The organism is Vreelandella sp. F11 (genome assembly GCF_042466685.1).
Taxonomy (GTDB): Bacteria; Pseudomonadota; Gammaproteobacteria; order Pseudomonadales; family Halomonadaceae; genus Vreelandella.
Genome location: NZ_CP170448.1, coordinates 1734371 through 1758897, shown reverse-complemented (window position 1 = coordinate 1758897; position 24527 = coordinate 1734371). Strand labels below are relative to the sequence as shown.

Here is a 24527-nt window from a genome sequence, read left to right as displayed (position 1 = left end):
ATGTAAGAGATCTCTTACAAAACTTTAAGAGATGGCTTACAGACATCTCAGCACTCCCTCACTTAGCAACGCTTTTTAGCAATAGCAGAGCAACATTGAGATATAGTTTTGTAGTCATCAGTGGCACTGAAAACCTGAATTCAGGCACAACACACCTAGCGCCGTAAAATCACCAGCCAGCGCCCCAGGTTCATAACACTGGCGAGCGAGGCGGCTACGTAGGTAAAGGCGCAAGCGGTGAGTACGTGGCGGGCGCCGGGCATATCGTAAGGCGGCACGTACTCTTTAAGCAGCGGCAGTGCGCGGTTAAAACTGGCATCGAACTCGACCGGCAGGGTCACTAGATGCACCAATGCGGCGGTGCCAAAGCTAATGACGGCGATAGCAATCACTATCGCCAAACCACCCGGCAAACGCGTTAGTAGAAATAGAAAAGGCGCGGCCATCATCAGTATAGCGCCGAGTTTTTCGGCTTTTTGAGCCACACCCACTAACCGGCTGCGCGCCAGCAGCGGTGCATAACCCTGATAGTGCTGAATAGCGTGGCCTACCTCGTGGGCAGCGACGGTGACGGCGGTTAGCGAACGGCCGTCGTAATTATCCGGGGAGAGCCGCACGCAGCGGGTTTCCGGGTCGTAGTGGTCACCGAACTCGGTGCGCTCGACACTCGCGCCCTCAATACCCAGTCGGCGCAGCAAATGATCGGCAAGCTCTGCCCCAGTGCCAGGATAATCGTCACGACCACGAGTATGGCGTTTGAGCACCCACTTGGCCCATGCATTGGGAAGCACAAAAACAACCAGTGCGAAAATGATCAGCAGAACAACCATGGCAGTCTCTATCCATCAACAACCGCCGTTAGACAACCGACGGTCAACAGTTTTTCTCAGCCTAGCGCTTATCAGATGAGTGCTTATCAGCTTAGCTTTTACCATGGGGACTGGCTTGGCAACAGCGTTGTGTGAGGGTGGGGTTATGCAGGCGTGTTGCGATGCTCCTCCACGTCGCGCTTGACCGCCGCTAAGCCGTGGGCAGAGATATCGCCCTGAGCGTGGGCATGCTCGGCAATCAGAACGCTATCGGCGGCTAACACCAGTTCACACTGGGTATCCACCAACTCATCCCGCAACCGCTGGATAGCCTGCTCACGCTTGGGGTTTTTATCCACCCGGCGGATATAGATGGCTTTTATCCGGTCAGGGTAGGCTTTCACGATCTCGAAATAGACTTCTGGATCGTGCTGACCGCTGTCGCCGATCAGAATGCAGGGCATCTCGCTGTAGAGGGTCAACATGCGGTCGATCAGATCACGCTTGTGCTCTTCGGCACGCCGCGGCCATGGGCGGCGCAACGAGATGCCCCACTCGCGTAAAAAAATAATCGGCCCAACGGGAATGCGGTTGATCTGAAAAAAGGTTTCGAGCATTTCGTAAATGGCCCAAGGCCCCCGGGAGACATACAGGATGGGCCGTTCGGCGCGCTCACTCACGCCACGATGCAGTGCTTGATAGAGCGAGGCCACTCCAGGGAAAGCGGTGCGGCGGTGGGGTTTTTTGACAAATAGTCGGTATAGCATTTTGAGCTTTTCCGCCACGCCGGTAAACATCACGGTGTCATCGATATCGCTGATCACCAGCAAATCTGCTTCGGGAGGCGGTACGTATACTTCAACGTGAGTGCGCACTGGGGTTTGATGGGGGCAGTGCACCAAAATATCGGCGCGGTGCCAGGAGACATCAATGGGTAGCGCGTGACTGATCGGCAGGTGCACATCGAAATAGCCATCGCGATCCGTCCCCACGCAGAGCTGATTGTCGCCTATGTGTATTTCCACCTGCGCATCGGCAAGGCCACGGCGCAAAATTCGCCGCGCTACATCTGCGGTATCGCGCCAAATGCCATGGCGTGGGATCGCCCGGCCAAGCGCCGCCTGGCGAAACACCCTCCCCATGACAAATATTTCCTGCTGGGAACCGTAGCCACGGTAGGGATGAACCACCATGCCACCGCGGCCACTGTCTCCTTTAATAGGTTTGGCAATAACGTGGACAAGCCTTTTAACAAAGCTTGCCCACTGGCGCAGTATGCCCATCAAGCGTGTTGACCGGAGTGACGCCCTTCCTGAAGCTCTTCAAATAACTTGGCATTGAAGGCATCCAAGTCTTTCGGTGTGCGGCTGGTCACTAGCCCACTATCAACAACGACAGGCTCATCCACCCATTCAGCACCAGCATTGAGCAGGTCTTGTGCAACGCTAGGAACGGAGGTCATACGACGTCCTTCCACTACGCCTGCATTGATCAATATCCATGGGGCATGACAAATCGCTGCCACGGGCTTACCTACTTGGAAAAACGCCTTTACAAAGCTTAATGCCTCGTCGTTGGTGCGCAGCTCATCGGGATTGAATAAGCCACCGGGCAGTACCAACGCGTGGTAGTCAGACTCATTGACATCTGAAAGGGCTTTATCAGCTTCGTAGGTATCACCCCAGTCGGTTTCCGCCCAAGCCTTAATCCCCTTGCCATCGGGAGTAACCACGTGAACCTCAACGCCCTCTTTCTGCAGCGCGGCACGCGGCACGCTCAACTCAGACTCTTCAAAACCAGCGGCGGCTAAAATAGCCACTCGTTTACCATTCAGTGCTTGTTTCATCATGCTCTCCTTTTCGTGATGATTTGCGTCTGTAACGCTCCACTAGTGTGGCGCATATAGTAACAGCGTCAAGCTACCCTGCTAATGAATCGAGGCTATCGGCACTGCGCTAAGCGTTATGTACGATTTTACCTATTTCAGCGAGATGATAACCACCTAACTGTGCTGCACGCTCCGCAAAGCGGGCTTGATGCGCAAACGCCAACAGACGCTGTATAGAAGGCTCGAAATAGCTGCGACGCCGCATGATTAAATCAAACGGCTCCTCGCAAAGGGGAACGAAGTCCAATTGCTGGCGATGGGCAGCGGCTTCAACCCCCAGCCCAACATCGGCCTCGCCCTGACCAATGCTGAGCGCCAAATCATCCTCGTTTAAGGAGGCGTGTGGGGCCCAGTTCAGCGCCGTGCTCTCTATCGCTGCTTGGCTTAGCAAACAGCTCAGCAGCCTTGCTGCCCCAGCATCTGGCTGACGATGAGCCACACGGACGCCGGTTCGGTTTAAATCACTCAGCCTGGTGATCTTCAGCGGATTGCCAACTGGCAAAAGCAGCCCCTGGCGACGCTTGGCCCAGCGCACTATCAATAGATCACGCATGCCGCTTAAGCCGAGTGCATCGGGTTCGTTGTAGCGTTGGGTGGAAGCATCGAGCAGATGAATACCCGCTAACATGGCCTTGCCGTCAAGCAATCGCCGTACGCCGTCTCCACTGCCTTGGCAGAGCATCGCCAGATCAGAGCCACTTTCTCGAATAGCCCACTCCAACAGCGGATCCTGACTACCAGCCACCACGAGCGGCACTGTTAAGCGCTGCGCCTGATCACCTTCCAAGTGATTTAACACCCATAGGTCTATTTGCTGGCGGGGAAACAGCAGCTTTCCCGTTATCCGGCTACACGGAATCTGACCTTGGCGCACCAGGTCATACACTTTGCGCTCTTTTAAGCGCAGGTAGTCAGCGACTTCTGCGGTAGTCAAATAAGCATGTCGTTCAAACATCGCGATGGAGACCTCATTGCGTGGCACACCGCTGCCCCTTGTTTAAGACTGCATAAAACTGCACCAATTTCAGGTCTGGGTGCATTTAGTCCCTTAACGGTACATCATGCCACTTATTGCGCAATTGTTTTTACACGCCATTTCTCAAACAACAGCTCCCAAACAACAATGATGCCGACGCTCAATGCTGACCAGTGACAACGCTTTTAGTACCGCCCTCGCCCTGATCCTGGGTATGGATAGTGCGCTCATCTCCATTGTAACGCTCTCGCTGCAGGTATCGCTGATGGCGGTAGTGATCGCCAGCCTGATAGCCCTGCCCTTAGGCGCCGCCCTGGCGCTATGGCGCTTTCCTGGACGTAACGTCGTGATTGTCGCCCTGAATGCTCTAATGGGCTTACCGCCCGTCGTGGCTGGTCTTTGTGTCTACCTGTTGCTTTCGCGCGCAGGCCCCCTGGGCGAGTGGGGGCTGCTGTTTACCCCCACGGCGATGGTGATCGCTCAGGTGATTCTGGTAATGCCCATTATCGCCGCCCTTACCCGCCAGCAGGTCGAGGCGCTCCACGGCGAGTATGCCGAACAATTGAACTCATTGGGGCTGACGCGCCTGCGTATGATCCCCACCCTGCTATGGGATGCGCGCTTTGGGCTATTAACGGTGATCCTGGCAGGCTTCGGCCGGGCCAGCGCAGAAGTGGGCGCGGTAATGATTGTGGGCGGCAATATCGATGGTGTCACCCGGGTGATGACCACCAGCATTGTGCTGGAAACCAGCAAGGGCAATCTGCCCATGGCGCTAGGTTTGGGGATCATCCTGCTCGCCCTGGTCACCATGATTAACGCGATCGCCCATATCATTGGTGAAACGGCAAAAAGGCGGCTGGGATGAACGCACGTCATATGCCCCCCGTCGCTCCCCTTGAACTCGATAGCGTGGGCTTCATCCATCGCGGGCATACGCTGCTCAAACCTACCTCACTACGCTTGGTTGGCTGCCAGCGAACGCTAATAATGGGGCCGAATGGCGCAGGCAAAAGCCTATTAATGCGCTTGGCCCATGGCCTATTAACGCCTACCAGCGGATCAGTCCGCTGGCAAGGTGAGCAGCCCGCGCAAGCGATGGTTTTTCAGCGCCCGGTGCTGCTACGCCGCTCAGCGCTGGATAATCTCACCTATGTGCTGGCCATCAACAAAGCAGCACGTCCAGAGCTGACTACATTACCCCGAAAAGCCCAGGCGATGAGTGCCCTTGAGAAGTTTGGCTTAGCACACCTAGCCAAACGGCCTGCGCGGGTGCTTTCCGGCGGCGAGCAGCAGCGTTTAGCGTTGGCGCGGGCCTGGCTGCTCAACCCCCAAGTACTGTTTTTAGATGAACCCACCTCGGCACTCGACCCTGCGGCCATCAAGGCCGTCGAAGATGCGGTACAGGAGTTTCATCACAGCGGTACTCGTATCGTCATGACCACCCATGATTTGCACCAAGCACGCCGTCTAGCCGATGACATTGTGTTTATGCATAACGGGGAACTGCTCGAACACACTCCGGCCCACGCTTTTTTAACCGCCCCCACCTCGCGTGAAGCGGGGGCATTTATTCGGGGCGAACTGGTTTGGTAGCCCTGAATTGGCCGTGGAATAAACTATCAACAAGGAGCACGAACATGAATAAGACTACCGCGCTTATCACTGCAGGAACGCTGGGACTTACATTCAGCGCAACACTCATGGCAGCCGATGACTACATTACGCTGGCGTCGACCACATCGACCGAAAACTCAGGTTTGTTTGACGCTATCATCCCCGCATTCAGCGAAGAAACCGGGATTGATGTGCGCGTGGTCGCTGTAGGCACCGGTCAAGCGTTCGAAATTGGCCGCCGTGGCGATGCGGATAGCCTGCTGGTTCACGACACCGCCGGTGAAGAGCAGTTTGTGGCCGATGGTTACGCCACCGAACGACTCAATGTGATGTACAACGATTTCGTCATTGTTGGCCCCAGCGATGATCCAGCGGGCATCCGCAAGAGCGAGACCGTTATCGATGCCATGCAGCGCATTGCCGAGAGCGAGTCCCCCTTCGCCTCACGCGGGGACGATAGCGGCACCAACCGCGCGGAGCTGCGCTTGTGGGAAGATGCGGGCATTACGCCACAGGGTGAATGGTATCGTGAACTGGGTAGCGGCATGGGCCCCACGCTGAATACCGCCGCGGGCATGGATGCCTATACGTTTACCGACCGCGCCACTTGGGTCGCCTTTGACAACCCACAAGACCTTACCCTGCTGTTTGAAGGCGATGAGAGATTGTTTAACCAGTACGGCAGCCTGCTGCTCTCAACCGAGCGCTTCCCGCACCTAAAGCATGATCTCGCCGCCCAGTGGCATGAGTGGTTGGTTTCCGAACAGGGCCAGCAAGCGATTGCGGATTATGAAGTGGATGGCCAGCAGCTGTTTTTCCCTAACGCTGAGTAAACTTGCAAGCCCCCCTATAGTAAAACGGCACGCCTTAAAAGCGTGCCGTTTTGCTTTAAGCGATGATATTTAGCGGTTAAACAAGCCGCTAATATCTTTCGCTTCCCAGTGGGGAAAATGCTTACGTACCAAAGCATTCAGATCGCGCTCGAAGGCCGCCCAGTCGGTCGTTGGGGATGTGGTTGTCGTCTCACTCGCAGTACCGCGGATCATACCGGCGCCTACGGTGACGTTGGTCAGCCGGTCAATGATGATAAAGCTACCGGTGCCTGGGCTGGTGCGGTAGTCATCCACGGGAATCGCAGCGGTCAGCTCCACGTCGCAGCGGGCAATGGCATTTAACCCCAGCGAGTGAGTGGCATGTTTTTCCAGGGTATTGACGTCGATTTGGTAATCTATCGCGCTTACCTGGCCGGAAAGATCCCGGGTCGCCAGTTTGAAATCGTAGAGTTTGCCCGGCGTTAACGCCTCTTCCTGCATCCAGACAATATCGGCTTTAAAGGTGTTGGAGAGCGGCAGTTCGCTATCCGCCGCCACCAGCCAGTCGCCACGGGAGATATCGATCTCATCTTCCAGGGTTACCGTGATGGCCTGACCGGGATAAGCGGCCGCAAGGTCGCCATCAAAAGTAACTACCCGTGCAACCCGGGATGTTTTACCCGAAGGCAGTGCTTTAACGGCTTGACCAGGGCGTAGTACACCCGCGGCCAAAGTGCCGCAGTAACCGCGAAAATCAAGGTTCGGGCGGTTCACGTACTGCACCGGTAAGCGCAAATCGCTGAGGTTTTGATCGCGGGTGATTTCGACACTCTCTAATAGCTCGATCAGCGTTTTCCCCTGGTAACCGTCGCTAAAATACCAGGGCGTCTGTTCGCTACGATTGACCACGTTGTCGCCATTCAGGGCCGACATCGGCACAAAGCGAATATCCGGCGCCTGCAGGTTAGTGGCAAAAGCGCGGTACTCATCGACGATCTCGTTAAAACGCTGCTCGGAGAAGTCCACCAGATCCATCTTATTAACCGCAATCACCAGGTGCTGAATACCCAGCAGGTCGGCAATAAAGCTATGACGGCGGGTCTGGGTTTGCACACCGTAGCGGGCATCGATCAAAATAATTGCCAGTCTGGCCGTTGAAGCACCGGTGGCCATGTTGCGGGTGTACTGCTCGTGCCCTGGCGTATCGGCGATAATAAACTTGCGCTTATCGGTGGAGAAAAAGCGGTACGCCACATCGATGGTAATGCCCTGCTCGCGCTCCGATTGCAGACCATCCACCAGCAGCGCCAAATCAACGGTATCGCCGGTGGTGCCGCTGGTTTTAGAGGCTTGGGTAATCGCCGCCAGTTGGTCTTCAAAGATCATTTTCGAGTCGTGAAGCAGGCGGCCAATCAGCGTCGATTTGCCGTCGTCTACACTGCCGCAGGTAATAAAGCGCAGCAGATCTTTGTTTTCGTGCTCGTGCAGGTACTGTTCGATATTGTCGGCAATTAAATTGGATTGGTGAGACATATTAAAAGTACCCCTCGCGCTTTTTCTTCTCCATTGAGCCCACTTGGTCGCGGTCAATGGCACGGCCACTGCGCTCACTGGTTCGGGTCAGCAGCATCTCTTGAATAATTTCCGGCAGCGTCGCCGCTTCGGACTCCACCGCACCGGTCAACGGATAGCAGCCCAGTGTCCTAAATCGCACTGACTTCATTTCCGGCACTTCGCCAGGCGCCAGCGGCAGTCGGTCATCATCGACCATAATTTGCATACCGTCGCGCTCGACGATCGGCCGCTTCGCCGAGTAGTAGAGGGGCACGATGGGAATCGACTCTAAATAGATGTACTGCCAAATATCCAGCTCGGTCCAGTTGGAGAGCGGAAACACGCGGATTGATTCACCTTTATTGACCTTGGCGTTATACACGTTCCAAAGCTCAGGGCGCTGATTCTTGGGATCCCAGCGGTGATACTTATCGCGGAACGAATAGACGCGCTCTTTGGCCCGGGACGCCTCTTCATCCCGACGCGCACCACCAAAAGCGGCATCAAACCCATACTTATCCAGCGCCTGCTTGAGCGCTTGGGTTTTCATGATATCGGTGTACTTGGCGCTGCCGTGATCAAAAGGGTTGATATTGGCGGCCCGCCCCTCTTCGTTGGTATGCACGATCAGCTCCATACCCGCCTCTTCAGCCATGCGGTTGCGGAACTCGATCATCTCGCGGAACTTCCAGGTGGTGTCCACGTGCATCAACGGAAACGGCGGTGTACCAGGATAAAAAGCCTTCCGCGCCAAATGCAGCATGACCGATGAGTCCTTGCCGATGGAGTACATCATCACCGGGTTGGCGAACTCGGCGGCGACTTCACGGATAATGTGGATAGACTCGGCTTCTAACTGTTTGAGGTGGGTCAAGCGCGCGGCATCAGGGGTATTGAAAGCCTCCTGCTGTGGCGCGGCAGAGCGTGTCGCTGAAGACCGCTCCTTTGAAGAAATAGTAGACAATTGGGTCATGGCCCCTTACCTCACAAGAACAAGCTCGTCACTTAAGCTAAAGAATATTGTATGTTCGAATGGAGGTAGGGTAACGCCGAGTTGATAATAACCCAAAAGAATTAATAACTATCTTTTTATTCCCAAATCACCTATAGAAGATTAATAGTGCGATAAGGCTATTAATCGATGCGTTCAATCCAGCTCTGCCACTCGCTTCCCAAGGCATCGCTCCACCCCAAATCAATTACCCGATAGCCAGGGCGGGAAGCTTCATCAATAGCGAACTGCTCAGCGCCGGGCAGGAACTGATCCGCCATCGCCGGGCAGCCATAAACATCAACAGTCACCTCACCTTTGCTTTTACCTACGCCTAAAACATGATGCTCGGCATAAGCTTGGTGCGTATGACCAAACAGGATGATGTTGACCTGCGGGTATCGGCTTAGCAGCTGCCAAAATGCATCGCGATCCTGTAGGCCAATAGCATCCATCCACACCGCGCCCACATCTACCGGCGGGTGGTGCATGGCAATCAGGGTGGGCCTGTCATCCTCCTCTAACCGCTCAGCCAGCTTGGCTAGCCGCTCGCTGCCCAGCTCCCCAAAAGGTTTGCCCGCGACCTGGGTATTGAGCAGCAGAATGCGCCACGACCCCAAGTCCACTTGATCGACCATCGGCCGTTCGGCCGCCATGAACGCAGGCTGATCGTGATTACCCGGCAGCCAGTACCAAGCGCAAGGCAACTGCTCCAGCGCCTGTACTGCCAAGGCGTAGGAAGCGGCTGACTCATCCTGGCTAATATCACCGGTAAACAGCACGATATCGGGCTTCTCGGCGACGACTGCGCTCAATACCTGTTGAAACTGTCGCCAGGGAATTCCCGCTCGGGAACGCGCTTCGATATCGGCGTAGAGATGAGCGTCGGTAATTTGCACCACACGCATTAGGGTATCTCCGGCACATCGATGGTATGACCATGAGCAAGCCCATGAGCCAGCCATTCACCTAAGAAGCGGTTGAGCTGCAGCTTCTCATCCGGCTGATGCATTCGGGCGTTGGGGTAGCGGTAACGGCCATTAAAGTGGCGTTCGCGCTGAAAATCGGTGACTTCCGCCATGCGCACATCGTGATAGAGATGCACACGCATGCGCGGCCCCTCCAACACTGTATCAAGCGGGCCGGTCTGAGAAACATCCACCATGGTGGTGTAAGGCGCCTGCTCTTGAATATAGAGATGCAGATCACCGAAATAGTGTTTATCACCGCGCAGGGCGATATCACGACGCTGGCCGGCCTCCATATCGCCCACCAGGCGCACCAAACGCAGATAGTTGGCGCTGCACTCCCCTTGGAGCGATTTTAAATCGGTGACATAGGCCGTTCTCGCCATGTTCACTCCTTGTCTGTTTCGCTTTTCGTCGTTTCACTTTTCGGCAACGCTCGCTGAGAAGCGGCACGTAGTGAGGCTCGCTGGCTATTCAGCCAATGTAGACCAATTAACGACATGGCGTTGTCGAGCCGCCCCTGTGTTAAGAGTTCCCAGGCGTTGGCAAACGGCATAACGTGAACACGAATATCCTCATGCTCCTCATCCAAGCCATGAATTCCCCCTAACCCATAGGTATCTACCAAACCACAAAATAGTGTCACTTGCTCGTTGCAGGCGCCCGGACTTGGGTAATAGGTGTGAAGTTTGGTCAGCTCAGTTACTTTGCAACCCGCCTCTTCCCACGCCTCGCGACGCGCCACATCCTCCAGCGATTCACCTTTTTCTGCCAAACCGGCTACGAGTTCGAGTTTCCAGGGAGAGGCGGCGTCATCAATGGCGCCGGCACGAAACTGCTCAATAAGTACCAGCGCATCACGCTCAGGGTCGTAGAGCAGTACCCCCACCGCATCAAAGCGATTGTGCACTTCGCGACGCATGGGTTCGCTCCAGCCGCCTTCAAACAGCCGATGGCGAAGCTCCAAGGCTTCCAGGCGGAAGAACCCCTGGTGGAGCGTTTCCCGTTTCAGCAGCTCAACATCATCGCGCTTGAAGTCAGGAACACTAAGCGCCGTGTTTTTAAAAGGGGAGTTCTGAAAAGGGGTATTCTGAACAGATTCGTTCTTGGAGTTGGACGCCATAAGGCACTCCCAGTGGTGATAATCGCGCTATTATCAATGCTTGCCACCGGGAATGCCAATTCAGCGGAGGGATTACAGCTGATTAAGTAGCGCCTCGGCATCACGACGTAGCGCTTCATCGGAGACTTGCCGGTTGTCACGGGCAGTACCGTTAACCGCACGCTGGGCGTGCTCGCGAGCGGCCTGCTCATTGCCCTCTTCTTTCAGGAAGGCGGCATAGTAGTAATTCACATCAATACCGTCTGGGCGGATTTCCAGGGCACGCTGGAACATGCGCTCAGCGGTATCACTATTGCCAAAACCGAGTGGTCGCCCCGGTGCGCGGTCATATAGAGCACCGAGCGTCACATAGGCAGAGCCATTCAACCCTTGGGGGTCAAGTTCGATCGCCTTTTCTAAAACATCACGCGCATCGCCTGCGATGCCTAACGCGCCTAAACCGCCACGCTCCCGGGCATAAGAAGCCAGAATAATCCCCTGCCAGACAAGTACGTCAGCTTCATCACTGTGCTGCTCGGCCAACTGCTCCGCCTCACCTGCCAACGCCTTTAACGTGCGCTCCCGCTCGTTGGCGGGGAGTTCCGTCACGGTATGCTCCCATCTGTTTTTAAGCGAGAAGAGCTCACCTTCAAACGCAGAAGCGGTAAGCGGTGACAACATCAACGCGCTGCCAATGACGGCGGCGATGAATGAGCGTGGTAAAGCGTTAATTGAAAAAGAGAGACTGCGCATAGTTACTCCTAAATTATTGTTGTCCTGCTGAAACCGTTCATGAGACCTACCCATAGCGGGCCTCTCGCTCAATATAGCAAAAAATGTAACAAACGTTTGAATGATTTACCACTAGCATGCTGTTTGGTTGCTTCGCGCAATTAACGTAAGGTAGATAGCTCGAAACATAAGGGGAATAGGTAAATGAAAGGCCGCAACATGACCCGCTGGCGTGATCCAGCCAAAGATCCGCGTCAAGCCCCTAAGAGCAACCTGATTACCCCAGAAGGGGCGGCTCGCTTGCGCGCTATTTTGGATCACCTGTCGCGGGTCAAACGTCCGGCTATTTCTGCCAAGGTCGGCGAAGCAGCCGCCCAGGGCGACCGCAGTGAAAACGCCGACTACACCTATAACAAAAAAGAGCTGAACCGCGTTATCGCCCGCATCACTTACCTGACAAAACGTTTGGATGAATTGCAAATCGTTGATCGCCTTCCCGCCGACACCAGTAAAGTGTTCTTCGGCGCCTATGTCAGCCTTGAGGATGAAAATGGCGGTGAGGTGCACCTCAGAATCGTTGGCCACGACGAAATCGACACCAAAAAGCGCTGGATCAGTATCGATGCCCCCATGGCCAAAGCACTGCTCGGTAAACAGGTGGGTGATGACGCAAAAGTGCTCACGCCTAACGGTGATACGTTTTATACCATCACCGCCATCGACTACACCGCCTAGCCGCTGCTCCTTTATCGCCCAATCTTGTAAAGGCTAGTCTTGTAAAGAATAGTCCACGGTGGTGACAACACGAACACGTTTGGTTTGCGGCGTGTAGCTGTCCAAGTCCTCGATGGAAAAGTAGCCCTGGGTCGCCTGACGAATCTGGCCCACCTGGCTACCGGAATCTTCAGCAAACTGCTGGGCTGCGTTACGCGCATCCGCCGTGGCCGCAGCAATCATTTCAGGTTTGATCGCGTCAAGCCCGGTAAAGAGAAACTCCGTGCGGTATTCGTAGTTGGGCGAGAGCAGTACCCCCTCTCGCACCAGAGAGGTCGCATTGGGAATCGCCTCGATGACACCCTCAACATCCGGGGAGCGCAGCAGCAGCGTCGCTTCCGCGCGGTAGCGCTCATCCGGGCGCTGGCCACCGTACTGATTGCTAAACTGGTCGGTAATCCGCGGCGGAGTGGAACTAACATGCTCCGAGGCAAACCCTTGCGCCTCCAGGAAATTGCGAATTGCCTGCTCATCGTTGGTTAACTGCTGCTCAAGGTCGCTCAAGCTATTGGCACTGACGCTGTAGTTGAACGGCCACAGCACCAAATCCGCTGGCACTTCTCGCTCGGCTAAGCCGCGCACCGTGACGCTTCGTGACGACTGCTGCCACACTTCCGCAGCGCCTTTGATATAACTACCGCTCCATACCAACCCCAGCGCCAGCAGCCCACCCAGCAGAACAGCGCTGCCCAATACCACCGTATTTCGAGTACTTCCCGCCATCTCCGTCACTCCCGCTCACTACCGTTAAATTAACGACTACTTATTTGCATCATAGTCCTTAAAGGTACGGTCGTCGGCAGCTGATTGTGGCAAGTTTGAGTAAATATCTATGCGTTAGCTCTAACGCCCTGACTTAATCGCACCGTAAACCTTGAAGCGGCGGTTATCCGCCAGGGTCTGGAAATCCTGAAACGCGCGCTGCAAATGGTCTGGATAGGGCAAAAAGCCATTGGCTACCAGGATCAACCGCCCTCCCACGTTGAGATGCTCTGGCGCCGCGCTGATCAAACGCTGGCTGGGGCCATAGCTGATGTCGCGCTCTTTATGAAAAGGCGGGTTGCTAACGATCCAGTCAAACTGCTCGCCTTCAAGCGCGCTGAATACATCACTGCTGAACACTCGTCCCTCTAGTCCATTTGCTGCCAAAGTGCGCTTGCACGCCTCTACCGCAAAGGCACTGACGTCTACAGCGGTCACATGGTGGCCGCGCTGGGCCAGCCAGGCACTAATGATGCCGTCACCACAGCCCATATCCAGCACCTTGAGCGGTTTTTTCGGCAAGCTACTTTCCAAGCTCTCCAACAGTAACAGCGTGCCTTCATCCACTTTGCCGTGGCCAAATACGCCCGGGTGGCTAAGTAATATTAAACCTAACGTCTCAAACGTTTGCCAAGCGCTGTCGCTGGAGGAATCCAATGAAACAGTACGCGTAGCGAATAAAGAGCAGCGCCGCGCGTTGTCGCGTTTATCCCAAGGCATACCCAACTCATCAAGCATCTTAGGAACGCGTTTGATGCCACCTTGGTGTTCACCGACAATTTCAATGGCTGTCCCTTCAGGCAGCTGCTCGCATAACCACTTGAGCCACCATATACCTAACTGGTGCGCCTTCGGCCAAAACAGCACAATCTCTTTGCCAAAGGGCTCGCCCGCGGCTAAGTCAAAAGGCGTTCGGGTCTGCTTGCCTTTCGCCTGCCACTCACGCAGTGCGTCAAAATCGCCACTGACCACCCCCGTCGATTGATCAATCAGCCAGCTATCGACTGGCGGGCCAATGGCCCACAGCGCAGCATAGTTATCTTTTTGGCGCTCTAACAGCTGGCACGCTGGGGCTTGGGCACTCATTCAACGATCTCCGGTTTAATTAGGGTATAAAGCAGGTAGCGGCCCAGCCGCCAGTGGGGGTCATAGCGGCAGTACTGTTTCTCCAGTGCCAGCAGCGTTTCCGTTTCTGCGGGCGCGTCGGGAGAGTGACGCAAGTAGTCTTGAAAGACGCGGATACCGGCAACGGCGTCTATCATTAAGCCGTTATCCGCGCTCCACTGCTCAATCTCGACATGACTAACCGGCGAAATAGGCGTCAGCCGTTGGCGCTTGCCCTTCCCCGCCAAGCGGTCGCTCAACGCCTTCTCAAGATTGCCTTTGACCACATTGGAAAAGCGCAGCGCATCGCGGTTAAACACCATCAAGCTAAGCTGACCACCCGGTGCCAATAAATCACTCAAGGTAGCCAGCGCCGCTTGCGGGTCACCTAACCACTCCAACACGGCATGGCAGGTAATCAGCGGCCATGAGCCTGGGACATGCTGGGTTAACTGTTGCAGCGGCGCCTGCAGGTAAGTGATGGCCTCTTCCGGCAATGTCTTAGCGTCTCGGTGCCAGGTTTTTGCGTAGTTCAGCATATCCGCTGAAGGCTCAGCCATCGTTACCCGGTGCCCACGCTCAGCAAACCATGCCGCTTGCTGGCCCAGACCACCACCGACATCGAGTACTTTCTGGTGGCTCAAAGTGAGCATTTGCGGCAACAGATAGTCCAGCATGGCTAAACGCAGCTCGCCACGCGGCGCTTGATAGAGCGAACGCGAAAACTTATCGGCTAAACCATCAAAATAGCGATCCCCAGCCTGGGTTAATTGATAGCTTTTAAATTCGGCATTGATTAATTTATCGTTGGGGTGCATGCATAAGACCAAGCGTCGCATCAAAGCGGCGTAGTTTACCCTGCTTGGGCGCGAAACGCCTGCTGGGGGGAGAAGTGTTGCCAGGTCTCATTCTGCTCCATGGCAGCAGCAAGCTGAAGCAGCTGTTTATCCTCGCCAAGGCGGCCCACCACCTGAACGCCAACCGGCAAACCGTTGGCCGCTACATGCATAGGCACTGACATGGCAGGTTGCCCAGTGAGGTTGGCTAGCTGGGTATACGGCGTTCGGCTGAGGGCGTCTACCGCCAAACGTTTCAGCATACCCGCCTTCAACGCCAGAGATGGCAACCCCGGCATCGCCAACATGCCCATCATCCGCTCTCGCGCTACTGACGGGTAAAGCTCGCCAATTTTTGGAGCTGAGTCTGCGGCGACTGGCATGATCAGGACGTCATAGCGCTGATGAAACCGACTCATCTGCTCGGCTGCCATATGCCAATAGCGTTTAGCCAATTCGTAATCCCGTGCGGAAAGCTTTGTGCCTAACCGACCAATGGCACGGGTTGAGGGCTCAATATCGAGCTTGTGGACAGGTACCCCGGTTTGCTGACTCACCCAGGTAAGATCCGCGGCCAAATGGCCCAAATAGAGGGTGAGATAACTATCGGCGAGCGCCTCTCCATCAACGGGCGGGTCACACCACTCGACCTCGTGTCCCATCGCTGCCAGCGCCGTAGCCGCCTTCTCAACCGCCAAGCGAACCTCACAGCTTAACGTCGTTCCCAAGCCTCGGCTTAACGGCTCACCCAGCGAGACGGCAATGCGCAACGGCGGAGACTGAACCGACAACGCAGCCACATAGCCGGTTTCCTTCAGCACCGGATAGGGCCCCGACGCCGCCATACCGTTGGTGTGTTCAAGGAGGGCGGCGCTATCGCGAACGCTACGCGTCACGGCATGCTCAATGACCGCACCTTGCCATACCTCACCATGAGCAGGCGCGAGGGGAACCCGGCCCCGCGAAGGCTTAAAACCAAACAGCCCACAATAGCTGGCAGGAATACGAATAGAGCCTCCACCATCCCCGGCGAGGGCCATGGGTACGATTCCCCCCGCCACTGCTGACGCGGCCCCACCACTGGAGCCTCCAGGCGAGTACCCAGCCCGCCAAGGGTTTTGGGGGTGCGGATAAGCTTTCGGCTCAGTAATCCCCATCAAACCAAGTTCAGGGGTGGCTGTCTGCCCTACGATGACCAAGCCAGCGGCTCTTGCACGCTGAATCAGTAACGCATCTTCCTTGGGGCACCACTGGGATAGAGATGCGCTTCCAAAGGCCAGTGGCTCACCGGCTAGGCCCATCAACAGATCTTTACTTAAGGTGGGCACTCCGCCGAATAGAGTATCAGTCGGAAGTTTTTGACTCTCTTGTCTGGCACGCTCGTAACGCGTTCTTACCAAAGCATTTAATGAAGGATTAAGCTTCTCAATAGCCGTTAGGGCCGCTTCAAGCACCTCCTCCCGACTGACTTCACGGCAACGGATTAGCTCGGCTAAGCCCATCGCGTCATACTGCTGGTACTCGTCAAGGTGCATGATAGTAGCCTTATATTTTCCTCAACCTAGCAGAGAGCATGCATATCGCTCCCATCAGCGCTCCAGCATATGCGCTGTCGTACCAACATTTAAGGCGGGTAGTTACCTTATTTGCTCGAAACTGGCTTTCAATGTCACCCTGGCTGGTGTCATTGCAACCCACCCCAAAACAAAAACTATCAAAAAACGATTATTGATAAAAAAAATCTATTGATATAGGTTTGCAAATGCTTTCGGAATACTAGCTAATCAACTAGAAGGTTATTAGCAGGTATCTCATTAATATTTCCGACGGGGGCTGATCAAAAAAGACAACCAAAGTCACCTAGCTTTACAAAAACAATACAAAGGGTGGAATTTGCATGCTTATCGATACGACTATTCACAATACTACCAGCCAAATAATGAAATCGTTGTTCGATAAAGACCACACCATTACGATTTTTTCTAAGGAAGCTGCGCAATCCATAGCGGCGACAGCTATTAAAGTTGAGCCTGATAATAGAAAAATCACGTTAGAGATAAAGTACGCGGGTCTTTCGCTCTCTCCTTACCTAAATAACGACACCATATCGTTTGATATAGAAGCTTCACGGCATGGGTATGATGCTGAAGAAATTTATAATATCGAGCACGTTCCTGCTCATATTATTCAAATAGACCCCGACACTTACCACCTAACGTGCCAACTCCCCCACTCGATCTTTTCCTCCGATAACCGTGGTGCATTAAGAGTCCCTTTTGTCCTTGGCATGCAGGCTCGCGTTTACCTGGAAGTGTTTGCCCATGAACTTAATATAGAAGGTAAAGTGCGCAACCTTTCAGTGGGCGGCTGTATGGTGGATGTGCGCCTCGAAGATAGCATTGCACTGTCTGTCGATCAGATACTTCCAGGCGTAACGCTAAAATTTCCAAATGGAGAGGCATTTAAATCGAGTAGGAAGGGGAGTCGCCTCCCCTGTCCTCTCACACCACCGGGCATACGGTTCCGTACCACGGCGGTTCATGCAGAACGTTTAAGCCATCTTACCGTATCCAGTACCGAGATCAGTCCCTGGTCATAAAACCATTTCCTCGGCAGGGCCTGATTCATGTGCGAAGCCCCGGCATTCCACCAGGGGCCTCGACCGTTCCCCGCCGATTTCCAGGCGCGGTGCCCGTCTAGGCCTAGCCCTCGCAGCTTCCGACGCCGAGTCGATGGGCGTTTCCATTGTCGCCAGATCAGGCCGCGTAAGCGCCGGCGTATCCATTGATCCAGTGCTTCCAAGGGGCGTTTCACATCAACAAGATTGAAGTAGTTAGCCCATCCTCGTAGGACTGGCCTCAACCCTTCGATTACCCGTTGGATGTTACGCCCCCTGCCACGTTTCAGGATCTCACGGACACGCTGCATCATGCGTGTCAGGCTTGTCTTGGCGAGCGTCAGTTTCGACTGCTTGTGCCGAGTGAGGCTGTAGCCCAGGTATCCGCGTAGCCATGGCCGATCCACCGCACTTTTACGGCGATTGACCGTCAGCCGAAGTGAGCTCTCGAGATACTCACTCAAGCTGCCCATGACCCGCTCGCCTGCTCGTCGGCTCCGTACATAGATTTGTACATCGTCGGCGTAGCGGCAGAAGCGGTGGCCTCGGCGTTCCAACGCCTTGTCCATGTCGTCCAGCAGGATGTTCGCCAGTAGCGGGCTGAGGGGCCCGCCTTGGGGTGTCCCCCGCCGCCTCGGCGTGGGCAAGCCATGCTGGAACATACCCGCCTCCAGATAGCGACGGATCAAACGCAGTACACGCTTGTCGTCAACGCGCCGCGCGACCCGTGCCATCAGCAGGTCGTGATTCACTCGGTCGAAGAAGGCTTCCAGGTCAAGATCGACCACCCAGCGGTGACCGGCGGTGACGTGGGCCTTCATGGCCGAGACGGCCTGCTTGGCGCTCCGCTTGGGGCGGTAGCCGTAACTCGACTCGGAGAAGCCCGGGTCGAAGATCGGCATCAGTACCTGGGACAGCGCTTGCTGGATTAGGCGGTCGGTAACCGTGGGAATACCGAGCTGCCGCGTCCCACCCTTGGGCTTAGGGATCGTGGTTGCTCGGATCGGGCTGGGGTGGTACTGATCGGCCAGCAGCCGCTCGCGCAGCGTTGGCCAGTACGTCTTTAGGTGGTCGGCTAGCTGATACACCATCATGCCATCGACACCCGGTGCGCCTTTGTTGGCAACCACCCGACGGTAAGCTCGCTCCATGTTTTCCGGGTCAACGACCCGTTCCATGAGCGAGGTTGGCTCCGCTTTCGTCCACGATAACGACGCCGGGCTCGTCTCGACGCTCACCGGCTGGGACTCGGAGTACTGCCCCTGCCCCTCTGGGTGAGTGACGGTATTCGCGTCATGGTCTGTCTTCATGATCGATCCTCGAGACGTTATCGCCTACTCGCGGTTCTTCATGTTCGGCCCTTGGTGCCGTGGTGAACCGGCACTTACTATGGCCTCGGCTGACGTCTGGTGATCCATCCCGTCGCCTCTCGACGCCGGTAGCACCGTGGCAGACCACCAGACCTCCCAGGGTAAGACGCGCGACCTTCCCGCTTATGCCTGTCGGATTTACGTCATGGCGTTCCGTGCAAGTATCGGGCTTTGGTGAGTGTAGCCACCTTACCCCGCCATGACGCCTCGTATCCGCTTCCTGTTCGTCAGGCCAGCGTTTTGCCTCGGGCTGCCTTTGGATTCCCCCTCGCGAGGGACACCCTTGCCGTCGGCTAGCACTTCCCCTTGCCGGGCGTGCAGGGGACTTTCACCCCCAAGTCATCCTGAAGCACCACCCCCAGGAACAGCGCCGGTCAAGGCGCTGCGCGCCATGCCTGGCGCACTACTCAAGGGCGCATACGTCATATGCGCCCTTTTGGCAATCATGGCCATGCCGCCGTTGGCATAGAGTTCATCGATATGAGTCCCACCTCCACGGAAACGCTATTCCATTACGTTGCTGAAGCTGAATTCGAGGCCGCTTTACGCTCGGGCACTCAACATAACGCGCGGGCAAGATCAAAACTGTTTATAGCCGATGCGAAAGAGAAAAAAATGCAGCGTCAAGAAGAGCATGACCAGGTAGTCAGTACGCAACATACCCCCTTACTGAGAGGCGTCCTCGAAATAGCCCAGCAGCTCCAAATCATGTTGATGTTTATGAAAAATAAACATTTATTACCCGATGAAATTTTATATGAGTGTGTAGACAGCATTCTGTATATGGTCAACCATGACCGCAAAGCCCTACAGTATGCGCTAACGTATTTGCATGATGAGCCCGAGTGGGTACGCCACGCTATCCAAGTCGCTAGCCAGCTCGCCATAATGCTGATTAGCCGTGACCCCTATGCCTACCAAACGCGGGAGGCAGTCGCGGGCGCCTTACTTCATACCATGGGTAAACCACTACTGATTAGTGAAGAGTTGCCCTCACTGAAAATCCACATGTCGCCGTCACAAGGGGAGATACTCAAGCAGCACGTACATGCGCTTAGCAAAAAACTGTCGGTTCTCAACTGGACACCCAGCCCAACGTGCAGCGACATTATCTTCAATGCAAACGAGCGGCTTGATGGCAGCGGCTACCCCAAAGGCATACAGGCAGAAGGGTTATCAGACGTTGTGCGTTTAATGAGTGTTATCAAAATAATCAACAAGCTGACCCATGAACGTAATGGACAGCACCCACAGCAACCTTTGGACGCCTACCGGTGGGTCAATAGCCGCCCTGAGGCGTATGAAAAGTCATTGCTGGTTGAGTATATCCAGCACTTTGGCCTCTACCCTATCGGCAGCCTGGCTAGGTTTTCAAACGGTTTTCTAGCCTGGATTGTGGATGTAGATGCAAAGGGCATGCCTTGTAAAGTAGACGTGGTTAAAAATTTGGCTTTTAGGGATACGTCCATTGATACCGTGCTGTTTAGTAACGATTTTAACCAGATTGGTCGACTCGAAGGGACGGTCAACCCTAGCGATTATAGTGTCAACATGAAAAAAGCATAGCTAGGCTTACCGTTCTTAAACATAGCCACGCTTAAACATAGTCACTCTCAAAAGTCGTTGCTAAGTAATCAGTGATTGCTCAAAATGGGATCGATACCATTCACTCAAGTGGTTTATGTCTTCCATTTCACGTCGCTCCACCATTATTGAAGTAGCCCGACTAGCTGGCGCTTCTAAAACCAGCGTATCCCGCTATTTTGGCGAAGAGCGAGACCGGCTATCGCCCTCACTTCAGGCGCGCATCGCCCATGCGGCAGGCACCCTTGGCTACCAGCCAAATCAAATGGCGCGCGGACTAAAAGGTGGGCGCTCTAAATTAATAGGCATGTTAGTTGCCGATATCCGCAACCCATTTTCCGTTGCCATCACTCACGGGGTCGAGCAAGCTTGCCGCCAATACGGCTACTCGCTGGTGGTGTGTAATACCGACAATGACCCGAAACAGGAGCACCAGCACCTAGACCTCCTTGGTGCGTACCAAGTCGAAGGGCTGGTGGTGAATGCCTCCGGCAGCCCCGAACGTCAGTTGCACACCTTTATCAGCCAGGGAACCCCTATCGTGCTGCTAGATCGGGAAGTCGACCATGTGGCGGCGGAAGTGGTCGGGCTCGATAATCACCTGGCGATTGATATGGCGCTCGAACACTTAGCCGATCAAGGCTACCAGGCCGTGCTGTATGTTAGCGAAGCGCCAGAGCAGTCAAGCACGCGACAAAGGCGTTTTTCGCGTTTTCATCAAGCTGCCGAACAGCGAGGTCTGCATCAAGCAGCATTACTGCTTGCCACCGCCAAAGGCACGGCATCGCAGCAAACGCTAAGCGACTTTTTAGTCGCCCATCAGCAGCACGCTTGTGCCGTTTTATGTGGTAACGGCAATGCCACCCTAGCGGTGACTCGCCTGTTTCAGCAGTTGGGCTTACCGCTTGGCAAGGTAGGTTTGATGGGAATTGATGAGCTCGATTGGTGCGCCTTGGTTCCTCCCGGTATTACCACGCTTGCCCAGCCCACCGATGTGATCGGCAAAACGGCGGTTGAGTGCTTGATGCATCGCATTGCGCCACATACGTCGGCACTGCCGACCACGGTAAGTTTTGCACCTAGCCTGATTGAACGAGGCTCTACCCAGCGCTAATTTTTAAGTCACCGCTAGAAAAGCGTCGCAAAAATGGTATCGTTCCCATTGAATGATAATAAACAGCACAAAGAGAGTAATGAGCATGCCCCACCCTATCTCTAGCCCACCCGAAATTCTTACCTTTGGCGAAGCCATGGCCATGTTTGTGGCGGAAACGCCGGGCGGTTTAGCCAGCATTGAGCATTTTCACCGGCGCTTGGCCGGTGCCGATAACAATGTCGCGATTGGCCTCTCAAGGCTGGGTTTTCACGTGGGCTGGTTAAGCCGAGTGGGCACCGATAGCTTCGGCGATTTTATCCAGGCGGCTTTAACGTCGGAAGGTATCGATGGCCGCTATATTCATGCCGACTCACAGCACCCCACCGGGCTGCTCTTTAAAGAGCGCGCCCAGGACGGCGCCGACCCGCGAGTCGAATATTTCAGGCGTGGCAGTGCTGCCAGCCATCTCACTATCGACGACGCCCAGGAGGTCGACTTTCAGGCGCTTAACCACCTTCACGCGACGGGCATTACCCCGGCGCTATCAGAGAGCGCCCGCCAGCTTAGCCATCACTTGATGGAACAGGCCCGCGCCCACGACGCTACCATCTCCTTTGACCCCAATTTACGACCATCACTTTGGTCCAGCGAAAGCATTATGCGCTCGACCCTCAATGAGCTCGCCAGCCTTGCCGACTGGGTTCTACCAGGGCTTTCCGAGGGCCAACTGCTCACCGGGCAGCAGACGCCTTACGACATAGCAGGCTACTATCTGGATCAAGGTGCTTCAGCGGTGATTATCAAACTAGGCCCGGAAGGCAGCTATTATCGTGGCAACCTGGACGGCCAAGAGAAGAACTTTACCGTACCTGGCTGCCGGGTAGCGGAGGTGGTGGATACCGTAGGCGCAGGCGATGGTTTTGCCGTCGGTGTCATCAGTGCCCTGCTGGACGGAGGCACGGCTCGCCAGGCAGCCCAACGCGGCAACTTAATTGGCGCCCAGGCTATCCAGGTAGTGGGAGATATGGAAGGCTTGCCTAACCGAGCGCAACTCCAAGCGCTTGAAGCCGAGTTCCCTAACGTCTAATGCACCAAGTCGTATTCTGATAAACAGTTTCTCGAAAGCAGGTTTTCACTAAGGAGATAACAATGAAAAAACGCCTCGTGGTTCAAGGACGGCTCAGCGATGCTCAGTTGGCTGAGCTTCGCGATCTGTTTGAAGTGGCTGTACTGCCGAAAACCAGCGCCCTTGATGCCCCTGAAAATCGCGCTCTGTTAGCGGAGGCACACGGTATTATTGGCTCCGGCCTGGCGATTACCCCCCAGTTGCTGGACGCAGCGCCCAACTTGAACGTCATTGCCACCATCTCGGTTGGCTACGACAACATCCCGGTTGATGAACTGACTAAGCGCGGCATTATGCTGTGCAATACGCCGGATGTGCTGACCGAAACCACCGCCGATACCGGTTTTGCACTGATTATGGCCACCGCGAGGCGGGTGGTAGAGTTAGCCGAGTGGGTGAAAACAGGTAAATGGCAAGCCAGTATTGGCCCGGCGCTGTTTGGCAGCGATATACATGGCAAAACCCTGGGCATGGTGGGATTTGGCCGTATTGGCCAGGCCGTTGCCAGGCGCGGGTCCCTGGGCTTTGGCATGCGGGTGCTCTACTCCAACGCCTCTCCTAAACCCGCTCTCGAACACGAACTTGGCGCGCAGCGCCGCGAACTCAACGCGCTGTTGGCCGAGGCCGACTTTGTCTGTGTCACGGTGCCGCTAACTGCCGAGACCGAACACCTGATTGGCACCCAGGAGTTCGCTCAAATGAAGCCAACGGGCATTTTCATCAATATCGCCCGCGGCAAAGTGGTTGATGAGCGCGCCTTAATACACGCCCTTGAAAACGGCGTTATTCAAGCCGCCGGGCTGGATGTCTTTGAGCAGGAGCCACTGCCTGCCTCATCACCGCTGCCAAAGATGGCCAATGTGGTCGCCCTGCCCCATATCGGCTCTGCCACCCATGAAACCCGTGACGCCATGGCCCAACGGGCGGTGGACAATATCCGCCTGGCGCTTCAGGGTGAACGCCCTATCAGCTTAGTCAACGAGGAAGTCTATCCATGAATTCTGCGCTGAATACGACCACACCTCTCTGCCTACTGTTTGACTGCGATGGCACCCTGGTGGATAGCGAAATACTGCTTGCCGAGGTGATGGGCGATATTCTGCCCGAATTCGGTTTACCTTTCTCAGCACGGCAATATATGGATGAGTTTCGCGGGGTACGTTTCCAGACCATCGTACAAACGCTGGAAAAGCGCTTCCAGGCGTTGGCAGAAGACGCCTTTCCCCAGCTTGAGGCAGGTATGCGGGCGCGCATGGAAGCCCGTATGCGCGCCGAGCTAGTGACCATCCCTGGTATGACCGCCGCGCTGGAAGAATTAAGCAGCCACCCCAAGGCCGTGGTATCCAATGGCCCCGAGCGCAAAATTCGCTGCGCCCTGGAGAGCACCGAGCTAGGCCATCATTTTGCCGACAGGCTCTTCAGCGCCTATACCCTCAACGTCTGGAAACCCGACCCCGAGCTGTATCGCAAGGCGGCTGCCGCCATGGGTTACGCACCACAAGCGTGTGTCGTGATCGATGATGCGGCGGTGGGTGTGGAAGCTGGGCTGGCGGCGGGCATGCATGTCATTCACCTCAACCACTTCCCCAACGAGGAAGTAACACCTAAGGGCGCGATTGGTATCCACCATGCCAGCGAGCTTCCCACCGCCATTGCGCGCCTAAACGCCTGATCACGGTTGCTTGATTAACTGATCAACTGCCGCTAATCAACTCTCCAACACCCGCTCTCGACAGGCATGTTTTCCGTGCCTGCCGACGATAGCCCCTGTGCGCTTATAACTCCCTCCCTCTGCACCGAAAATACGCA

Annotated in this window: 25 protein-coding genes; 10 read left to right on the top strand and 15 right to left on the bottom strand. The window is 55.3% G+C overall.

The window, feature by feature from the left end:
* Positions 1 to 155 precede the first annotated feature (155 nt).
* The 4 genes from ACFIOZ_RS07910 to ACFIOZ_RS07895 all read right to left on the bottom strand — a co-directional run bounded on the left by ACFIOZ_RS07910 (position 156) and on the right by ACFIOZ_RS07895 (position 3679).
* Complete coding sequence (locus tag ACFIOZ_RS07910; RefSeq protein ID WP_088698501.1) at positions 156 to 830, bottom strand: zinc metallopeptidase; 675 nt, start codon at positions 828 to 830, stop codon at positions 156 to 158.
* A gap of 143 nt (positions 831 to 973) precedes the next feature.
* Complete coding sequence (locus ACFIOZ_RS07905; protein WP_386084019.1) at positions 974 to 2092, bottom strand: App1 family protein; 1119 nt, start codon at positions 2090 to 2092, stop codon at positions 974 to 976.
* Complete coding sequence (locus tag ACFIOZ_RS07900) at positions 2092 to 2655, bottom strand: type 1 glutamine amidotransferase domain-containing protein (protein WP_386083134.1); 564 nt, start codon at positions 2653 to 2655, stop codon at positions 2092 to 2094. Before ACFIOZ_RS07900 ends, ACFIOZ_RS07905 begins: the two co-directional genes overlap by 1 nt.
* Before the next feature lie 109 nt (positions 2656 to 2764).
* Positions 2765 to 3679, bottom strand: a complete 915-nt coding sequence (locus ACFIOZ_RS07895; protein WP_386083133.1) for a substrate-binding domain-containing protein — start codon at positions 3677 to 3679, stop codon at positions 2765 to 2767.
* Between the two features lie 157 nt (positions 3680 to 3836).
* Here ACFIOZ_RS07895 and ACFIOZ_RS07890 point away from each other — a divergent pair, with 157 nt between their 5' ends.
* From ACFIOZ_RS07890 to ACFIOZ_RS07880, 3 genes are read left to right on the top strand one after another with little or no spacing between them, the layout of a single operon-like run.
* Positions 3837 to 4541, top strand: coding sequence for an ABC transporter permease (locus tag ACFIOZ_RS07890; RefSeq protein ID WP_088698498.1), 705 nt, complete (start codon positions 3837 to 3839; stop codon positions 4539 to 4541).
* A complete protein-coding gene (locus tag ACFIOZ_RS07885) occupies positions 4538 to 5269 on the top strand; it encodes an ATP-binding cassette domain-containing protein (RefSeq protein WP_386083132.1) in 732 nt (243 codons plus the stop codon). Before ACFIOZ_RS07890 ends, ACFIOZ_RS07885 begins: the two co-directional genes overlap by 4 nt.
* A gap of 44 nt (positions 5270 to 5313) precedes the next feature.
* Positions 5314 to 6123 carry a substrate-binding domain-containing protein gene (locus tag ACFIOZ_RS07880; protein WP_386083131.1) on the top strand — a complete coding sequence of 270 codons (810 nt, stop codon included), beginning with the start codon at positions 5314 to 5316 and terminating at the stop codon, positions 6121 to 6123.
* A 69-nt stretch (positions 6124 to 6192) separates the two neighbouring features.
* Here ACFIOZ_RS07880 and cysN read toward each other — a convergent pair whose 3' ends face one another.
* From cysN to ACFIOZ_RS07850, 6 genes are all read right to left on the bottom strand, one after another.
* Positions 6193 to 7635 (bottom strand): sulfate adenylyltransferase subunit CysN, encoded by a 1443-nt coding sequence (cysN, locus tag ACFIOZ_RS07875; protein WP_211593597.1) that lies wholly within the window; start codon positions 7633 to 7635, stop codon positions 6193 to 6195.
* Position 7636: 1 nt separating this feature from the next.
* The gene (gene cysD / locus ACFIOZ_RS07870) at positions 7637 to 8629 is read right to left on the bottom strand and encodes a sulfate adenylyltransferase subunit CysD (RefSeq protein ID WP_088698493.1); all 993 of its coding nucleotides are present in this window, start codon (positions 8627 to 8629) and stop codon (positions 7637 to 7639) included.
* Positions 8630 to 8790: 161 nt separating this feature from the next.
* Positions 8791 to 9555 carry a metallophosphoesterase gene (locus ACFIOZ_RS07865; protein ID WP_386083130.1) on the bottom strand — a complete coding sequence of 255 codons (765 nt, stop codon included), beginning with the start codon at positions 9553 to 9555 and terminating at the stop codon, positions 8791 to 8793.
* Positions 9555 to 10001: a DUF1249 domain-containing protein gene (locus ACFIOZ_RS07860; protein WP_088698491.1), complete on the bottom strand. Its 447-nt coding sequence runs from the start codon at positions 9999 to 10001 to the stop codon at positions 9555 to 9557. The genes ACFIOZ_RS07865 and ACFIOZ_RS07860 overlap by 1 nt, the downstream gene beginning before the upstream one ends.
* A gap of 2 nt (positions 10002 to 10003) precedes the next feature.
* Positions 10004 to 10738, bottom strand: a complete 735-nt coding sequence (locus ACFIOZ_RS07855; RefSeq protein WP_386083129.1) for an NUDIX domain-containing protein — start codon at positions 10736 to 10738, stop codon at positions 10004 to 10006.
* Between the two features lie 72 nt (positions 10739 to 10810).
* Positions 10811 to 11470: a hypothetical protein gene (locus tag ACFIOZ_RS07850; RefSeq protein WP_386083128.1), complete on the bottom strand. Its 660-nt coding sequence runs from the start codon at positions 11468 to 11470 to the stop codon at positions 10811 to 10813.
* 183 nt (positions 11471 to 11653) lie between these two features.
* Between ACFIOZ_RS07850 and greB the strand changes: the two genes are divergently transcribed.
* Positions 11654 to 12184 carry a transcription elongation factor GreB gene (gene greB, locus ACFIOZ_RS07845; RefSeq protein WP_386083127.1) on the top strand — a complete coding sequence of 177 codons (531 nt, stop codon included), beginning with the start codon at positions 11654 to 11656 and terminating at the stop codon, positions 12182 to 12184.
* 33 nt (positions 12185 to 12217) lie between these two features.
* On the opposite strand, the gene ACFIOZ_RS07840 is transcribed toward greB, so the two are convergent.
* The 4 genes from ACFIOZ_RS07840 to ACFIOZ_RS07825 form a co-directional block, all read right to left on the bottom strand.
* Positions 12218 to 12946 (bottom strand): SIMPL domain-containing protein, encoded by a 729-nt coding sequence (locus ACFIOZ_RS07840; RefSeq protein WP_386083126.1) that lies wholly within the window; start codon positions 12944 to 12946, stop codon positions 12218 to 12220.
* A gap of 120 nt (positions 12947 to 13066) precedes the next feature.
* Complete coding sequence (locus tag ACFIOZ_RS07835) at positions 13067 to 14071, bottom strand: methyltransferase (RefSeq protein WP_386083125.1); 1005 nt, start codon at positions 14069 to 14071, stop codon at positions 13067 to 13069.
* Complete coding sequence (locus ACFIOZ_RS07830; protein WP_386083124.1) at positions 14068 to 14907, bottom strand: methyltransferase domain-containing protein; 840 nt, start codon at positions 14905 to 14907, stop codon at positions 14068 to 14070. Before ACFIOZ_RS07830 ends, ACFIOZ_RS07835 begins: the two co-directional genes overlap by 4 nt.
* A 35-nt stretch (positions 14908 to 14942) precedes the next feature.
* Positions 14943 to 16460 (bottom strand): amidase, encoded by a 1518-nt coding sequence (locus tag ACFIOZ_RS07825; protein ID WP_386083123.1) that lies wholly within the window; start codon positions 16458 to 16460, stop codon positions 14943 to 14945.
* Positions 16461 to 16822: 362 nt separating this feature from the next.
* Between ACFIOZ_RS07825 and ACFIOZ_RS07820 the strand changes: the two genes are divergently transcribed.
* Positions 16823 to 17524, top strand: a complete 702-nt coding sequence (locus ACFIOZ_RS07820) for a hypothetical protein (protein ID WP_386083122.1) — start codon at positions 16823 to 16825, stop codon at positions 17522 to 17524.
* Here the strand turns inward: ACFIOZ_RS07820 and ltrA are convergent.
* Positions 17464 to 18852, bottom strand: coding sequence for a group II intron reverse transcriptase/maturase (gene ltrA, locus ACFIOZ_RS07815; RefSeq protein ID WP_386079569.1), 1389 nt, complete (start codon positions 18850 to 18852; stop codon positions 17464 to 17466). The genes ACFIOZ_RS07820 and ltrA overlap by 61 nt on opposite strands.
* Positions 18853 to 19338: 486 nt before the next feature.
* Between ltrA and ACFIOZ_RS07810 the strand changes: the two genes are divergently transcribed.
* The 5 genes from ACFIOZ_RS07810 to ACFIOZ_RS07790 all read left to right on the top strand — a co-directional run bounded on the left by ACFIOZ_RS07810 (position 19339) and on the right by ACFIOZ_RS07790 (position 24390).
* Positions 19339 to 20478, top strand: a complete 1140-nt coding sequence (locus tag ACFIOZ_RS07810; RefSeq protein WP_386083121.1) for an HD domain-containing phosphohydrolase — start codon at positions 19339 to 19341, stop codon at positions 20476 to 20478.
* 115 nt (positions 20479 to 20593) lie between these two features.
* Positions 20594 to 21610 carry a substrate-binding domain-containing protein gene (locus ACFIOZ_RS07805; protein ID WP_386083120.1) on the top strand — a complete coding sequence of 339 codons (1017 nt, stop codon included), beginning with the start codon at positions 20594 to 20596 and terminating at the stop codon, positions 21608 to 21610.
* 85 nt (positions 21611 to 21695) lie between these two features.
* Entirely contained in the window at positions 21696 to 22679 is a 984-nt protein-coding gene (locus ACFIOZ_RS07800) for a sugar kinase (RefSeq protein WP_386084017.1), read from the top strand.
* 62 nt (positions 22680 to 22741) lie between these two features.
* Positions 22742 to 23716, top strand: a complete 975-nt coding sequence (locus ACFIOZ_RS07795) for a 2-hydroxyacid dehydrogenase (protein WP_386083119.1) — start codon at positions 22742 to 22744, stop codon at positions 23714 to 23716.
* Positions 23713 to 24390 (top strand): HAD family hydrolase, encoded by a 678-nt coding sequence (locus ACFIOZ_RS07790; protein WP_386083118.1) that lies wholly within the window; start codon positions 23713 to 23715, stop codon positions 24388 to 24390. Before ACFIOZ_RS07795 ends, ACFIOZ_RS07790 begins: the two co-directional genes overlap by 4 nt.
* The last annotated feature ends 137 nt before the right edge of the window (positions 24391 to 24527 follow it).

Bases quoted from the DNA above. Each gene is read 5' to 3' on its own strand.
- ACFIOZ_RS07810 (WP_386083121.1), top strand. From the start codon at position 19,339: ATGCGCCCTTTTGGCAATCATGGCCATGCCGCCGTTGGCATAGAGTTC.
- cysD (WP_088698493.1), bottom strand. From the start codon at position 8,629: ATGACCCAATTGTCTACTATTTCTTCAAAGGAGCGGTCTTCAGCGACA.
- ACFIOZ_RS07855 (WP_386083129.1), bottom strand. From the start codon at position 10,738: ATGGCGTCCAACTCCAAGAACGAATCTGTTCAGAATACCCCTTTTCAG.
- ACFIOZ_RS07800 (WP_386084017.1), top strand. From the start codon at position 21,696: ATGCCCCACCCTATCTCTAGCCCACCCGAAATTCTTACCTTTGGCGAA.
- ACFIOZ_RS07890 (WP_088698498.1), top strand. From the start codon at position 3,837: ATGCTGACCAGTGACAACGCTTTTAGTACCGCCCTCGCCCTGATCCTG.
- ACFIOZ_RS07900 (WP_386083134.1), bottom strand. From the start codon at position 2,655: ATGAAACAAGCACTGAATGGTAAACGAGTGGCTATTTTAGCCGCCGCT.
- cysN (WP_211593597.1), bottom strand. From the start codon at position 7,635: ATGTCTCACCAATCCAATTTAATTGCCGACAATATCGAACAGTACCTG.
- ACFIOZ_RS07840 (WP_386083126.1), bottom strand. From the start codon at position 12,946: ATGGCGGGAAGTACTCGAAATACGGTGGTATTGGGCAGCGCTGTTCTG.
- ACFIOZ_RS07825 (WP_386083123.1), bottom strand. From the start codon at position 16,460: ATGCACCTTGACGAGTACCAGCAGTATGACGCGATGGGCTTAGCCGAG.
- ACFIOZ_RS07830 (WP_386083124.1), bottom strand. From the start codon at position 14,907: ATGCACCCCAACGATAAATTAATCAATGCCGAATTTAAAAGCTATCAA.
- ACFIOZ_RS07835 (WP_386083125.1), bottom strand. From the start codon at position 14,071: ATGAGTGCCCAAGCCCCAGCGTGCCAGCTGTTAGAGCGCCAAAAAGAT.
- ltrA (WP_386079569.1), bottom strand. From the start codon at position 18,852: ATGAAGACAGACCATGACGCGAATACCGTCACTCACCCAGAGGGGCAG.
- ACFIOZ_RS07795 (WP_386083119.1), top strand. From the start codon at position 22,742: ATGAAAAAACGCCTCGTGGTTCAAGGACGGCTCAGCGATGCTCAGTTG.
- ACFIOZ_RS07860 (WP_088698491.1), bottom strand. From the start codon at position 10,001: ATGGCGAGAACGGCCTATGTCACCGATTTAAAATCGCTCCAAGGGGAG.
- ACFIOZ_RS07850 (WP_386083128.1), bottom strand. From the start codon at position 11,470: ATGCGCAGTCTCTCTTTTTCAATTAACGCTTTACCACGCTCATTCATC.
- ACFIOZ_RS07790 (WP_386083118.1), top strand. From the start codon at position 23,713: ATGAATTCTGCGCTGAATACGACCACACCTCTCTGCCTACTGTTTGAC.
- ACFIOZ_RS07880 (WP_386083131.1), top strand. From the start codon at position 5,314: ATGAATAAGACTACCGCGCTTATCACTGCAGGAACGCTGGGACTTACA.
- greB (WP_386083127.1), top strand. From the start codon at position 11,654: ATGAAAGGCCGCAACATGACCCGCTGGCGTGATCCAGCCAAAGATCCG.
- ACFIOZ_RS07865 (WP_386083130.1), bottom strand. From the start codon at position 9,555: ATGCGTGTGGTGCAAATTACCGACGCTCATCTCTACGCCGATATCGAA.
- ACFIOZ_RS07885 (WP_386083132.1), top strand. From the start codon at position 4,538: ATGAACGCACGTCATATGCCCCCCGTCGCTCCCCTTGAACTCGATAGC.
- ACFIOZ_RS07905 (WP_386084019.1), bottom strand. From the start codon at position 2,092: ATGGGCATACTGCGCCAGTGGGCAAGCTTTGTTAAAAGGCTTGTCCAC.
- ACFIOZ_RS07910 (WP_088698501.1), bottom strand. From the start codon at position 830: ATGGTTGTTCTGCTGATCATTTTCGCACTGGTTGTTTTTGTGCTTCCC.
- ACFIOZ_RS07820 (WP_386083122.1), top strand. From the start codon at position 16,823: ATGCTTATCGATACGACTATTCACAATACTACCAGCCAAATAATGAAA.
- ACFIOZ_RS07805 (WP_386083120.1), top strand. From the start codon at position 20,594: ATGTCTTCCATTTCACGTCGCTCCACCATTATTGAAGTAGCCCGACTA.